The following is a 12,879-nucleotide window of genomic DNA, read 5'->3' as shown; positions in this document are numbered from 1 at the left end:
CGATTGATTTAGGCTTGCTATATAACTTTTATATAACTTTTAGTATGACCTTTTAGTAACTTATAGTGGTTGCTATGTTCTGGGAATTAAGGGATAAGTATATTCAAGAAAAGCTAATAATATTTCTAAAATTCCAGAAGTTCTATTCAGTTCATGTTATGGAAGTGAAACTGTAATCCTTTAATTAGGGAATATTCCTTACTCCGACCTATATAGTGAGTTCCCTAATCAGGCAGTGCAGTTTATATCTAGAACCCCTGTAGCTAATACTTACAGTTGTTCTCTGAATTAAACTCAATATTCAGCTTTTCAGTTTATCTGTTGCCAAGACAATCCGATCCAACATCTGTATTTACGAGACATTAAGGTTAATTGAGAGGAAAGACATGATAGGTCTTGTTACAAATAAGCTTCAGGTAGTTCAATTTACAAATGGTTTGAAAGAATCCATGTTTCTATCCAACTTTAAGCTTCAAGTTGATGAATCAAAGTCTTTCGTAAACTTCATTGTTAATAAGAACTTCAAGGGTCTTAAGTTCCCAATTGCCAAAGCTAACTTACTCCAAGAGAATGTTCGTAAGCATGATGTAAATACAGTCTATGTGAGACCTGAAATTGGGGAAGCAAGACTCAAGAATTTAGCTGATCTCTGTCAACGCTCTACTAAGTCTGTATTTCTGAAATTGCCTCATGCAGATGAATTGCCCCAACAAAATAAGGCGATCGCATGGAGTATTAAACGTGCGATCGATTGGCTTGCCGCTTTAGTAATTTTGATCATTCTTAGTCCAGTGATGATTGTGTTGGCAGCCATCATTGCAGGTACTTCAAGTGGCTCGATCTTCTTTCATCAATGGCGTGTAGGTGAACAAGGTAGACTATTTCGGATCATTAAATTCCGCACGATGATCACAGATGCAGATAAACTCCATCATCTAGTCATGACTGGTCAGACTGGTCTGCATAAATGTGAAGACGATCCTCGGATTACACCTGTAGGGCGCTGGATGCGTAAGTACAGCCTTGATGAACTCCCTCAACTATTTAACGTTCTCCGTGGTGAAATGAGTTTAGTTGGTCCACGTCCTTGGGCTTTATACGATGCTTTACGCATTAATGGCAATGGTAAAAGAAGATTAAAATCACTGCCAGGTGTAACAGGTGCTTGGCAAGTTAGCGCTCGCTCTACAATGCTTGACCTAGATGCGGTTACTGAATGCGATCTTAGCTATCTTCGTAGTTGGAGTTTGTGGTCAGACTTAAAGATTTTATTGATGACTGTACCTAAAGTACTATCTGGATTTGGTGCTTGTTAGGCTCAAGCTTTATATCAGTCACGTGTAAAAGGTTTGCCTATGTAGATACATGGGCTTTTCTCTTCAAAACATTAAAGGCAGTGCTTTGCACTGCCTTTAATGTTTTGGGTGCAGTCGAGGATGCAGCATTGACTGTATAGGTGTATTGCCAAGTAAATGTGTGGTGATAATTGCTTGAGCTTTTTTAGGGGTAATGTGCCAGTAATAAACATTGTCTGGCAACACCATAACTATGGGACCAGAGCCACATAACCCCAAACATCCACAGGATTTTATCGTCACATTAGGGATTTTCTGCTGTTGCAATGCTGCTAAAACTTGACCTGCACCGTCTTTAGTACAGGTGCGGTATTGACATACAAGTACTTGACGTGGTGAGGGACTATCCAAGGTTGGAAAACCAAAAATTTATCTCAGGGATGTTTTAAGCTTTTATTTTGCCGTTGGCAAAATAAAACCTGCCAGATACATAAACCTTAGCGCACAATCAAAACAGGAGAGCCACAATGATGCACCACATAATCACTGACACTGCCCAGCATCAAACGTTCAATGGAACCTAATCCCCTTGATCCAAGTACTAATAAATCTGGGCTTTCCTCTTTTGCCACGTAACAGATTACGTCACGGGGCTGACCTGTTTCTAGTCTAGTCCGACTTTCTAGTTGTGCGGACTGACAGGTATCCTGAGCCTTTTGTAATAAGGCTTGGCCTGCACTCAAGATTTTGCGCTCAAGCTCCACATCAGGTAGTCCTCGCCAGCCAACCCAATCGCCTGTAGGTAACATCACTTCAGGGACATAGCTGCTGAGAGGCTCAACGACAGTCAACAAAACAATTTCGGCTTTGAGCGGTGCGGCGAGAGCTAGGGCTTTGTCAAGAGCATGTTCGCCAGCTTGAGAGCCATCAATGGCGACTAAGAATTTCATATGTTTATTTTGATATTAGAGATGATATTTGTCTGTAATGCATTTTTTCTGGATTCAGTTAGTTTCGTGCGTTTATTGGCAATAAATGACGGTTAGTCGAAATAAACTGAGAAAATGCAAATTTGCGAATATCTATATAACTAATTACAGACCCAAATATACTGATATTGATCAACAAGTTGTAAATCTTTGCTGTAGTTCATTTCTTTTAATATTCCATGACAAGAGATATTCGGATTGGCTTTGCAAATTCTGTGGGTAATACGCCCCTGATTGAAATTGAGTCCCTATCGGCAGCAACGGGTTGCACGATTTTAGGTAAGGCTGAATTTCTCAACCCCGGTGGAAGCGTTAAGGATCGGGCGGCTCTGTTTATGGTGTTAGAAGCGGAGAAGGCAGGTCTTCTCAAGGCAGGTGGCACAATTGTTGAAGGGACAGCAGGTAATACTGGTATTGGATTATCCTTGGTTGCTAATGCCCGTGGATATCGTAGTGTGATAGTCATGCCTAGCAATCAGTCACAGGAAAAAATTGATTTGCTGAGAACTTTGGGTGCGGAGGTGGAACTAGCTACACCTGCACCTTTTACTAGTCCTGATAATTACTATCATGTGGCTCGAAGACGTGCTGAAGAAATTGAAAATGCTTTTTGGGCAAATCAATTTGAAAATCTATCTAACTCTGATGCTCACTACCACACAACCGCCCCTGAAATCTGGAGACAAGCGGGTGGTGAACTTGATGGCATTGTGATGTCATCTGGTACTGGTGGCACTATTGGTGGTGTGACCTCTTATCTCAAAGAACAAAATCCTCAGATCTCAACCTATCTGATTGATCCTACAGGTTCAGGTTTGTATAGCTATATCACCACAGGTGAATTTAAGGCTGAAGGTAATTCAATTACTGAAGGAATTGGGATTAATCGAGCGACGGCTAATTTTAATCGCGCTAGATTAGATGGTGCTTTCCAAGGAACTGATCAGCAAGTAATCGAGATGTCGCAATATTTGCTCAAGCATGATGGTTTATTTGTTGGTAGTTCGGCAGCGCTTAATGTGGTTGGTGCGGTGAAGCTGGCACGAAAGCTTGGTAAGGGACATACGATCGCCACCATTCTCTGTGATGGTGGTGGCAGATATCAAAGCCGAATGTATAACCCTGAATGGTTAGCAGAAAAAGGTTTAACCCCTGTGGCTAAGGGCTTGGAGTTTATTGATGACTAATTTGAGTACTAAAAAGTATCGACGTATTGGGGTTGGTGTGGTCTGGGATCGCGATCGCCAGCGTATTTTAATTGATCGCCGTTTGCCTGAGGGTGAACTGGCGGGATATTGGGAATTCCCTGGAGGCAAGATTGAGCCAGATGAGGATGCCGCAGCCTGTATTAAGCGTGAGTTACAGGAAGAACTAGCGATCGAGGTAGAAGTTGGCAATCACTTAATTACTGTCGATCACGAATATGAAACTTTGAAGGTGAGTTTAATCGTGCATCACTGCACTCATATTTCAGGTGAACCAAAGATGATTGCCAGTTCAGAAATTCGTTGGGTGACTATTGATGAGTTAGATACCTATCAATTACCTGCTGCAAATTATGAGATTGTCCAAGCTTTAAAAGCTTAAATTGTCTGATCCCAGTCCCTATTCTGCGGAAAAGGCTTGAAGATTAATAATGGAGGTGAAAATTTACTGATGGAAGAAATCAGTGCTGACAAAATAGCATCAGATCTATATCAACAGGGCGTTCTTAATTTTGAGAGAGGTGATTATCAAAAGGCAATCACACTGCTTGAACGCGCCCGTGCTTTAGCTATTTTAGAAACAAGCTTAGGTGGCGAAATTTTAATATGGCTAGCTAATGCCTATGATGCTAATGGTCGCACTGACGATGCGATCGTCCTATGTCGCAGTCTTAAAAATCATCCTGTGGGTGATGTGCGTAAGTCTGCAAAATATATTTTGGGAATTCTCACAGCACCGCCATTGAGCAAGCTAGAGGGGGTGGTCTCAGAAGTACCGATTTTGGAGTCACCTGATACCTATCAATCAAAGCCTATTGCTAAAAGCACAGGACAAACTAACCAAAAGCCCTTTCGTGAAGTTTCTCTTGAGAAACCCAATACGGAAAGTAAAAATAACTTTCTTTGGTTTGCGATCGCAGTGACTCTATTGGTTTTAGCACTTTGGGCATCCAAATCAGGCTAGATGGTACTTTTTAGCCCAAAGTGACTCAAACATCAAACTCAAAAATGAATGGTATGCTAGCTTATACTTTTGTTAAGTTAATTAAAGCAAAGTTTAAACTCTAGAGGTTATTTAGGGGCATCGCCAAGTGCTGCAACTAATAACTCTGAGATTACTATCAAGTAAATTTCAACTATTTCTGGGAGTACATGGCGTGATGAGGCGAGCGATCCCCGCACAATGGTTTAATTTAGGGATGCACCTAATTTCGATGGTCTTTGGTCTGTTTGGCTTAGTTTTTGTACTGCCAAATAGTGCTTTTATTGAGAGCTTGTCTGAAGCTGGTTTGCAAGTCTTTTCATGGGGAATGCAAAATGGCGGCGCATCCTACATGATTTTTGGGGCGATCGCCGCCTTTCTGTACGGTAAGCAAACTATCGGTCTAAAGCGTACCCTTGCATTCTGCATTCCTGCGATCGGTATTTCCGTCAGCAGTGAGTTACTTGGCACTAGCACAGGTTTTCCCTTTGGTGCTTATTCTTACCTCAGTGGTTTAGGCTACAAAATTGCAGGATTAGTTCCATTTACGATTCCCCTCTCTTGGTTTTATATGGGATTTTCTGCCTTCCTCATTGCCGCCACAATTATGCGCTTTGGAACAGGATGGGGTTACAGAATTGGCGCGATCGCCCTTGGCGCATTAATGCTCACATCATGGGACTTTGTGCTTGATCCCGCGATGAGCCAAACTCCATATCCTTTCTGGGAATGGCATCAAGCAGGTGAATTTTATGGAATGCCTTACCAAAATTTCTTTGGCTGGTTTGGTACTGGGACATTGTTTATGACAGTTGCTTCGCTCATTTGGAGCAAGAAAAATCAAGCAATCCTTAATCGTCAACAAATATTGTTTCCCACGATCATCTATGCAGGAAACTTTGCCTTTGCCCTGATCCTTAGTTTTAATGCAGGATTTTATGTGCCAGCATCGCTCGGCATCTTAGTAGGGGCATTACCTATGGCAGTGCTGTATTTCACAACACCTAGTGAAGAAAAGAGCCTTGAAAATGCTTCTCCAAATCTAGTAGCAGAAACGATCGCTACTCGTTAAACTGGATTTGCAAATAAAAAAGGGAGGCTCTAAGTGCCTCCCTTTTTTATTTGCCTTGTAAAGCTTTGAGTTCTCGCAAAATCACCATCAAGCCTTTATTTTGATGATCAATTTGTTCAGAAACTTTATCCATACGCTGATTTAACAATTTGATCGCTTGATCTTGATGCTCAATCTTTGTATTTAACTCATTAACTCTAGCTACAACTTCACGCTGAATCAGGTTTTCAATTCCTTGGACTAACAAAGTTTCCGTCGATGTAAGTCGATTGAGAATCATTTGTAAACTAGGCTCTTCGCTGGGTGGTTGTATTTCCCTAACCACAGCAGGTGCAGAGGATCTAGCATTTGCCGCCGAGACAGGTTGAACAGGCTCAGTAGTTAAAAAGGCTTGGATCCGTGAAACCAAGACATCAGCTTCAAAGGGTTTTTCGAGAAAATCAAACTCAGTGAAGGGTTCGGGAACATGTTCTGTAACTTGTTCTTTGAGTCCCGAAATCATGATTACAGGGACTTTTTGTAACCCTTCGACACGTCGAATTGCTTGTAAAGTTTGATAGCCATTATATTTGGGCATCACGAAGTCAAGCAAAATTAGGTCAGGAAAGCTGCGACGAGCGGCATCTAAGCCTGATTTACCGTCACTTGCTTCTAAGACATCATACTTGCCCGCCAAAATGCTTTTAACCATTTTGCGGATCATGATGCTGTCGTCAATTACCAGTACTTTCTTTGCAGTCATGGATTTGAAGAATCCGCCCCAAATAGCTATGCGAGACCATCATATTACATCACAAAACTTGTTTGGTTAAAATATTTTCGTAAAGTCTCAGTACTTTGGCATATGGCAAATCCTCAAAGGTTTGTAGAAAAATGCCCCAAAGGGTTACTCTTCCATCAATCCCCAAATAAATAAATGATGGAGGAATTGATCCGCCAAATGGTGCAATCTTTGAGGCTTTATTGCTTAATACTTCCTCTTCTTTTGAGACTTTATGATCTAGTGGATCGCGATCGCGTTAGACTTAGAGAACTCATTTTCTTTTGGATGTATGGCAAAACGCTACACTATTGACTCATCGCAAATTATTCGCCGTGTCGAAGAATTGATCAATGCTTCTTCTAACCGTTATCGCATTACCGTCCAAGTCGCTAATCGTGCCAAGCTCAGACGCTATGAAGATGATGATTATGATGATCGCATGATGAAGCCGATCCTCCGCGCCATTATGGAAATGTCTGACGAAATTTCCCAGCCTGAAATTCTAAGCGACTGAAAGGCTTGAATTTATAGTTTGTTGCGCGAAGCGTGACAAACTATAAATTCTTAAAGGAGTATGTTGAATTTTACGGATCAAAAATTACCAAAACAGCTACTTTGTGGTGAAGGCTGGCGAATTGGCTTTCGCTCAGATGTGGATATATATAAGGGACTGGTTGGGGCAGACAGTTGGGCGATCGAGCTAACTGAGGGGGAGTTTAAAGATTTTTGTAAATTGGCATCGCAGCTCGCGGAGACGATGCAATATATGGCTACTGAGCTATCGGATGGGGAAAAGGTTTGCTGTACGCTAGAGACTGAGGATATTTGCCTTGAGGTGAATGGCTATCCTCATGCCTTTAATTTACATTTTCAGTTATTAACAGGGCGACGTTCAGAAGGCTTTTGGGATGAGGTTGCTGTGCCTTTTTTGATTGAGGCGATCTCCCATTTGCTAAATTAAAATATAACTACTTCTGTTTTCATTTTGCTGTAAGCAAAATGAAAACTCAAAAATCCTATGTAGTTAGGATAGATATTTGTAAAGAAAGTGCGCCAAGCGCACATTTCTTTATTGCATAGACTTACGAGCGAGGCTGACTGCCTTAATAAAGCTATAGACACCCACAGGGACACTGAGTAATAAAATTGTCCAAGTTGCCGCAAAGCCCAAATCTGGAGCACCGTAGGAGATTTCGTAAATGCAGCCCACAAAGGCAATTCCAGCAACGATGGAAATAAGTAGGATTAATTGAGCTTTTATATAATCGGGTGACATAAATTAAGTTTGATTAGGTTGGTTGAGTCTTAATATTTAACCCAAGTTGCTACCTATTCATTTAAGACTAAAGTTAAAATAAAAAATGCTAGATTTTTATATAAAAAAAGCGTCATTTTGGACTTAGCGAGGCTGTTTTTAACTTGTTTTGAGCCGATTTTTAATAGGTAGCAACTTGGGTTATTTAGTATTATTGCTGAATGTGAGTGGTACTTAGCACTGACACCATTCATATTCGCATATTGATTGATAAGTAATGGACAGCAGATATAATCCCCAGTAGATCGAATCCAAGTAGTAAAAAGTTTGGGATGACGATCACGGGCTAATAGGCGATCTCTTTAAAATGGAGCAAATAGCGATCTCTTGATCTTGCCAAACTGTACAGAATTAAGCCTAACCGAAAATCAGATTTTGCAATCTGGAATAATTTGATTTTAGAAATTTTTTGAGGAGATGGCGATCGCCTATTCCATAAATCATGGTTTAGTGGCGATCGCTATATTTCCTTGCTTTTGTTAAAATGTCAGAATTAAAAGGGTGATCGCAAGAATCTCTTCATGAGTGTTAGTTGTCTCACAATGATTCACATAGTCAGACTTTGTAATAGCGATCGCTCTATAGCACTATTATTCATGAGACAATCCATCACAAGTTTGTTTAATAATTTAGTTCTGAGTTGATCTAATAACTTCGCCAATCTTCTTGGCAACTTTAGTCTCTGTCCAATAACTTCCGTGAGCTGTACCACCATTAATGATAGGTAGAATAGATTGTCCTGCCAAATTACCAAGCCAACTAGTTGGACTCATGATGTCTTCAATATCAACCAGATTTTCCTTGGGATCTAATAAGAGTTTTGGGATAATGCTTTCCAATGGATATGCTATGGGATCGCCAGGATGAGCATAGTTTTTCCAAGGAAGAGGCTTATTTGTTTTGGTCTGAAGTGCTTCCAAGAACTCCTTAAGTTTTGGAGTAAAATCAAATGAACTTTGACTACCAATATTTATTAAATTGAATAAAGCAATTGGAGAACCCATAGTATGAATGCTAGCCAATGGAATCCCGTAATTTTTTTCTTCGCCAGTGCCAACACCAAAAAATCCACGGCGTATGTTCTCAACCAGTTGGCGAGAATTTTTTTCGGCAATATCGTTATCCCATCGAGAGGCAAACAAGATGTCAAATAAAACAACAGTTCCCCAGCTATGGGTAACAAGGTGGAGACGATCTCCTTTATTGCTATCGGGTAGAGATGCAAGTTCTTCAAGTGATAGCCCAATTCCTTTTATTGCTTGAACAGCAATTTTCTGGACAATTTCGGAACTAACAAATCTGCTGAGGTATAAAGCTGCATCACCTACAAATGGAAGAAACTGGTCATTCCTCAAGTTTTTAAACCAAAATTTATCATATTGTGGAGATGCCTGTAAGTCATTTAGAAGAGTATTGGTTGAAAGTCTCGCCACATCGCCCCAGAATAAGGTGACGAGTTTTAAGGTTCGTGATGGATTGTTAATGGTATCACTGATTTTCTGAAACATCTGGTTAGCTTGTTTCTTATAAGCTTCTTCATCGCGAACATTAACGCCATGAATAAATACAATATAATCTGTAGACATTTTGATTCTCCTTTGAGTATTTGGAATTTTAAAAGAATAGAATAGTTTATCGTAGAATTTTAATCCCATCACCTTTCAGTTTCTATTTATGATTAGAAACTCCTCTAACATCCGCTACACAACACCTTCTACCTAATAACTACTCATTGATCGGAAATAACACAAATGACAAAAGTCGATCTGTTTCCATTCTTGTGTTATCTTTTCCATCAAATGACATGATCAAATAGATATGTGACTTAGTACCCAAATCGGCAATTGCATAGAAGTTGGAATTGTTAACGATTGGCTGTGGATTTTCGGTTGGCTCTCCTAAAATATTTTCAACTTCCCACCGAAACATACCAATTCTCAAAAGCTGAAAAAGTGAACCAAGAGCAAAAATGCTATGAGTCTTTTTAAAATCTTCAACTGCTTGGGAAATACTGTTGAAACGCACAGTTGACATACTCACTCCATATTTAGAATTCAGTAAAAGAAGTAGATTATCTTGATACATTCTCAATTAGCTCAATTAGATTGCCCTAAACACCTATTTAAGGCAATCCAAAATAAAAATACTAGAATATTAAATGTATTGCAGGAATAGATGCATCAAATGTTAGAGAAATTCCAAGCTCACTGCAAAAGTCAGCAATTAGCACATGGGTTAAGTTGTCAATTAAAATACCTCCCATAAATGGCTGAATAGGAGTTCGAGCATCGCCAACAGGAATTCCATCTGAGTCAATAGGACGATTTAAAAAGATATCAACCGTGGGAAATCCTGAAATCAGAGGTGAATCAGCTAAAAACTTAGGTCTGAACTTATCAGAAAGCAAATTAACAAATGGATTTTCCCCGCCTTGAAATTCTCCAAAATTGATACCAAAGGGAGCGAACAAGTCTCGGAGTTTGACATAGCATCGGTCATCAGATAGTAATGAACCAGTAGGGCAACCGCACACGTTTCTTAACAAACTAGTAAGCATTTTTAACAAGGAGAAAAAGGTAGAAACGAGAGAATAGAGAATATTTAGAATGAGCAGCCCAAAATGCTAGATACAGTCAACCCCATCGGATTAATCGAAACCCACTTTGGGAACTTGCAAGATCCCAGAGCAGCACACGGTATCCTGCATAAGCTGCTCGACATATTGATAATCACGATTTGTGCAGTGATCTGTGGAGCTGATAATTTCATCGCAATCGCCGAATATGGCAAAGAGAAAGAAGAATGGTTAAAGACATTTTTGGAATTAGCCAACGGCATACCATCAGTAGATACATTCGAGAGATTATTTGCGAGACTAAAGCCAGAAGAATTGCAAAAAAGCTTTATTAGTTGGATGGAAGCAGTCCATAAATCAACCGATGGAGAATTGATTAACATAGATGGCAAAACTCTGAGAGGGGCAAAGGGATCAGGAAATTCACGTAGTCTGATTCATATGGTGAGTGTGTGGTCAGCATCACAACATTTGGTATTGGGACAGAAAAAAGTAGACGAGAAATCCAATGAAATAACAGCGATTCCATCATTGCTAAAAATGTTAGCGATACGAGGTTCAGTGGTGAGCATAGATGCAATGGGATGTCAGACCGAAATCGCGAAAACAATCATCGAAGAGGGAGCAGATTATGTGTTAGCGCTGAAAGGCAATCAAGGTAATCTCCATAAAGATGTGCGTGAACTATTTACCTCTGCACGAGAACAGAACTTCAAAAATATTGAACATCAGTTCTATGAAACGGTTGAGAAAGGACATGGGCGCATTGAAACCCGTCGCTATTGGACAATGGGTAATACCGAATACTTAATTGGTGCGGAGAAATGGATAGGTTTGAAAAGTATTGGTATGGTTGAATCAGATCGAATTATAAATGGAACTATTTCTACTGAACAGCGATACTATCTGCTTAGTCTTGAGAGTGATGTCCACAGATTTTCCCAATCTGTCAGAAATCACTGGAGTATTGAAAATCGACTACATTGGATTCTCGATGTTGGCTTTAATGAGGATGCTTCTCAATCCTGTCGAGGCTATATTGCCGAAAACTTAGCTGTTATACGTCATATCAGTTTAAATTTGTTGTCAAGAGATAAAACTAGTAAGGTCGGGGTCAAGACTAAACGTCTTAAAGCTGGCTGGAACAATAACTATCTTAAGGATGTCCTAAGTGCCTTAAACATAGTCGCTGTCTAAATCTCGTTAATTGTTAAGAAACGTGTGCGGTTGCCCTAAATGAACCAGTAGTGATCTTGACATTATTTAAAAATATTGCACAGTCACGTCCGCTCGCTGTAGGCGGTGTACTGCTGGGCGTTGCCTTCATAAAGTCTCGAATCATCTTGCGTAGTATATTACCACCAGATCCATCTTTATCAGTGCTTTTGACCTTAAAAAAGTCCCATCGATGAACTGTTCCACCTGACCAACCGTCTAGCCATCTGCTTGGTCCATAATTAGCGTGTGGTAGGCCTAAGCGAATTGCTTCAGCGTCAGTCACACCACTACCTTGAGCAACTAAACTCATAGGAAAATCTCGATTTGCTCCCGCTTCAGCATGGGTGAGGATACGATTGACGCTGTTACCTGTAGTACTCAAGTCTCTGATATCATCTGGTTTCCAGCCTAGTCTATTGGCTAGATCTGCCGCCTCACGGCACATATTTTCCACCTGCTCTTTTGTTGGGGGGAAATCATTCCAAGGGTCTCCCCCCATACAAGCGCAAGCGATACCGACAGCATTGGAATTGCGTCTAAAAGTATGGGCAGTCTGTTGATCGTAGCTGGTCAGTCTGACTATTCGACCATCTCCTTGCACAACCGTATGGTAAGACCCTGACTCGGTAAATTTATAGGATGTTGCAGACCAATGTAAGTAAATTTTATTGATAGCCATGTCTTTTTCTACTCCTTGTAGATAAATTATTTAGTGACTTTCTTTTTTGAATAATGAGTAGAACGGAATCTTAAAGTAGTCTATTCGTGCTTTAAGATCTTGGGGAAATCAGATACTACTTTGACAACAGCAATAGAGTTTGATGATTCTTGATTGATTTTCCAAAATTGCCTATGTTGCCAATTTCGTCGTTTTAATGCGAAATACCAATGTGGAATCTCTGGAATTTCTGCCCAAGTTTTGCCACCATCAGCAGTTTGTAAAAAGTAAATAGCATCCTCTGGATCTGACATACCTCTTGCAACAACAAGCCCTTCGTTGATATCTTGAAAGCGAATTCCTTCGGCATAACTGACATTGTTATGACCCTTACTTCTCAGAAATTCATTAATCACATCAGATTCTTGCCAAGTATCACCAAAATCTGAAGTCCAATACAAAGTTGGGTATGTTCCAGCAATTTGCCATTGAGTAAGCATCCAAAAATGATTCTCGTCAACAAAGAATAGCTCATCAGGATTTACAGAACCACTATCTGTATTCAATGTTTCTCGCCAAGTATTTCCTCCATCAGTGGTTTTGACAACAATAGTGCGAGTTCTTTCAGCAGAACTATTTAGGGAACTAGCTTCGCGTGTTGTGACAAGAATTAAAGCCGTGAGATCATCTAATTCGATAACTTGAGCGGCTGTTGCCTCAATACTGGATGAATGTGAATTTTCTACAGACTCCCTGAGTGTTGTTCTAAGGTCTTGTTGAACAGACATTGTTTTTTCTCTTTGAAAA

At 40.2% G+C, this 12,879-nt stretch carries 17 protein-coding genes; 8 read left to right on the top strand and 9 right to left on the bottom strand.

Going from position 1 to position 12,879, the window contains the following annotated elements; all coding sequences use genetic code 11:
* Positions 1–449: 449 nt before the first annotated feature.
* The gene (hepC, locus tag NMG48_RS03395) at positions 450–1,316 is read left to right on the top strand and encodes a heterocyst development glycosyltransferase HepC (RefSeq protein ID WP_271253988.1); all 867 of its coding nucleotides are present in this window, start codon (positions 450–452) and stop codon (positions 1,314–1,316) included.
* 96 nt (positions 1,317–1,412) lie between these two features.
* Here hepC and NMG48_RS03390 read toward each other — a convergent pair whose 3' ends face one another.
* Both NMG48_RS03390 and NMG48_RS03385 read right to left on the bottom strand, forming a co-directional pair.
* Positions 1,413–1,706: a (2Fe-2S) ferredoxin domain-containing protein gene (locus NMG48_RS03390; RefSeq protein ID WP_271253987.1), complete on the bottom strand. Its 294-nt coding sequence runs from the start codon at positions 1,704–1,706 to the stop codon at positions 1,413–1,415.
* 86 nt (positions 1,707–1,792) lie between these two features.
* Positions 1,793–2,245, bottom strand: a complete 453-nt coding sequence (locus NMG48_RS03385; RefSeq protein WP_271253986.1) for a universal stress protein — start codon at positions 2,243–2,245, stop codon at positions 1,793–1,795.
* A 218-nt stretch (positions 2,246–2,463) separates the two neighbouring features.
* Here NMG48_RS03385 and NMG48_RS03380 point away from each other — a divergent pair, with 218 nt between their 5' ends.
* The 4 genes from NMG48_RS03380 to cruF all read left to right on the top strand — a co-directional run bounded on the left by NMG48_RS03380 (position 2,464) and on the right by cruF (position 5,543).
* Positions 2,464–3,471, top strand: a complete 1,008-nt coding sequence (locus tag NMG48_RS03380; RefSeq protein WP_271253985.1) for a cysteine synthase A — start codon at positions 2,464–2,466, stop codon at positions 3,469–3,471.
* Positions 3,464–3,871, top strand: a complete 408-nt coding sequence (gene mutT, locus NMG48_RS03375) for an 8-oxo-dGTP diphosphatase MutT (protein ID WP_271253984.1) — start codon at positions 3,464–3,466, stop codon at positions 3,869–3,871. The genes NMG48_RS03380 and mutT overlap by 8 nt, the downstream gene beginning before the upstream one ends.
* A 36-nt stretch (positions 3,872–3,907) precedes the next feature.
* Positions 3,908–4,453 carry a tetratricopeptide repeat protein gene (locus NMG48_RS03370; protein ID WP_271253983.1) on the top strand — a complete coding sequence of 182 codons (546 nt, stop codon included), beginning with the start codon at positions 3,908–3,910 and terminating at the stop codon, positions 4,451–4,453.
* A 196-nt stretch (positions 4,454–4,649) separates the two neighbouring features.
* Positions 4,650–5,543, top strand: coding sequence for a gamma-carotene 1'-hydroxylase CruF (gene cruF / locus NMG48_RS03365; protein ID WP_441339184.1), 894 nt, complete (start codon positions 4,650–4,652; stop codon positions 5,541–5,543).
* 46 nt (positions 5,544–5,589) lie between these two features.
* Here cruF and NMG48_RS03360 read toward each other — a convergent pair whose 3' ends face one another.
* Entirely contained in the window at positions 5,590–6,285 is a 696-nt protein-coding gene (locus NMG48_RS03360; RefSeq protein ID WP_271253981.1) for a response regulator, read from the bottom strand.
* 310 nt (positions 6,286–6,595) lie between these two features.
* Here NMG48_RS03360 and NMG48_RS03355 point away from each other — a divergent pair, with 310 nt between their 5' ends.
* Both NMG48_RS03355 and NMG48_RS03350 read left to right on the top strand, forming a co-directional pair.
* Complete coding sequence (locus NMG48_RS03355) at positions 6,596–6,820, top strand: DNA-directed RNA polymerase subunit omega (RefSeq protein WP_040689404.1); 225 nt, start codon at positions 6,596–6,598, stop codon at positions 6,818–6,820.
* A gap of 60 nt (positions 6,821–6,880) precedes the next feature.
* Entirely contained in the window at positions 6,881–7,267 is a 387-nt protein-coding gene (locus NMG48_RS03350; protein WP_271253980.1) for a DUF1818 family protein, read from the top strand.
* A gap of 108 nt (positions 7,268–7,375) precedes the next feature.
* Here NMG48_RS03350 and NMG48_RS03345 read toward each other — a convergent pair whose 3' ends face one another.
* The 4 genes from NMG48_RS03345 to NMG48_RS03330 form a co-directional block, all read right to left on the bottom strand.
* Entirely contained in the window at positions 7,376–7,582 is a 207-nt protein-coding gene (locus NMG48_RS03345; protein WP_271253979.1) for a hypothetical protein, read from the bottom strand.
* A 668-nt stretch (positions 7,583–8,250) separates the two neighbouring features.
* Complete coding sequence (locus NMG48_RS03340; RefSeq protein WP_271253978.1) at positions 8,251–9,207, bottom strand: hypothetical protein; 957 nt, start codon at positions 9,205–9,207, stop codon at positions 8,251–8,253.
* Between the two features lie 139 nt (positions 9,208–9,346).
* Positions 9,347–9,655 carry a hypothetical protein gene (locus NMG48_RS03335; RefSeq protein WP_271253977.1) on the bottom strand — a complete coding sequence of 103 codons (309 nt, stop codon included), beginning with the start codon at positions 9,653–9,655 and terminating at the stop codon, positions 9,347–9,349.
* A gap of 112 nt (positions 9,656–9,767) precedes the next feature.
* The gene (locus NMG48_RS03330; protein WP_271253976.1) at positions 9,768–10,091 is read right to left on the bottom strand and encodes a hypothetical protein; all 324 of its coding nucleotides are present in this window, start codon (positions 10,089–10,091) and stop codon (positions 9,768–9,770) included.
* A 150-nt stretch (positions 10,092–10,241) separates the two neighbouring features.
* Here NMG48_RS03330 and NMG48_RS03325 point away from each other — a divergent pair, with 150 nt between their 5' ends.
* Entirely contained in the window at positions 10,242–11,393 is a 1,152-nt protein-coding gene (locus NMG48_RS03325) for an ISAs1 family transposase (RefSeq protein ID WP_271252233.1), read from the top strand.
* Between the two features lie 13 nt (positions 11,394–11,406).
* Here NMG48_RS03325 and NMG48_RS03320 read toward each other — a convergent pair whose 3' ends face one another.
* The gene (locus tag NMG48_RS03320) at positions 11,407–12,093 is read right to left on the bottom strand and encodes an N-acetylmuramoyl-L-alanine amidase (protein WP_271253975.1); all 687 of its coding nucleotides are present in this window, start codon (positions 12,091–12,093) and stop codon (positions 11,407–11,409) included.
* A gap of 80 nt (positions 12,094–12,173) precedes the next feature.
* Positions 12,174–12,860, bottom strand: coding sequence for a WD40/YVTN/BNR-like repeat-containing protein (locus tag NMG48_RS03315; protein WP_271253974.1), 687 nt, complete (start codon positions 12,858–12,860; stop codon positions 12,174–12,176).
* Positions 12,861–12,879: the final 19 nt, after the last annotated feature.

It is taken from the genome of Pseudanabaena sp. Chao 1811 (assembly GCF_027942295.1).
Lineage (GTDB): Bacteria > Cyanobacteriota > Cyanobacteriia > Pseudanabaenales > Pseudanabaenaceae > Pseudanabaena.
This window is presented reverse-complemented; position numbering and strand designations above follow the sequence as displayed.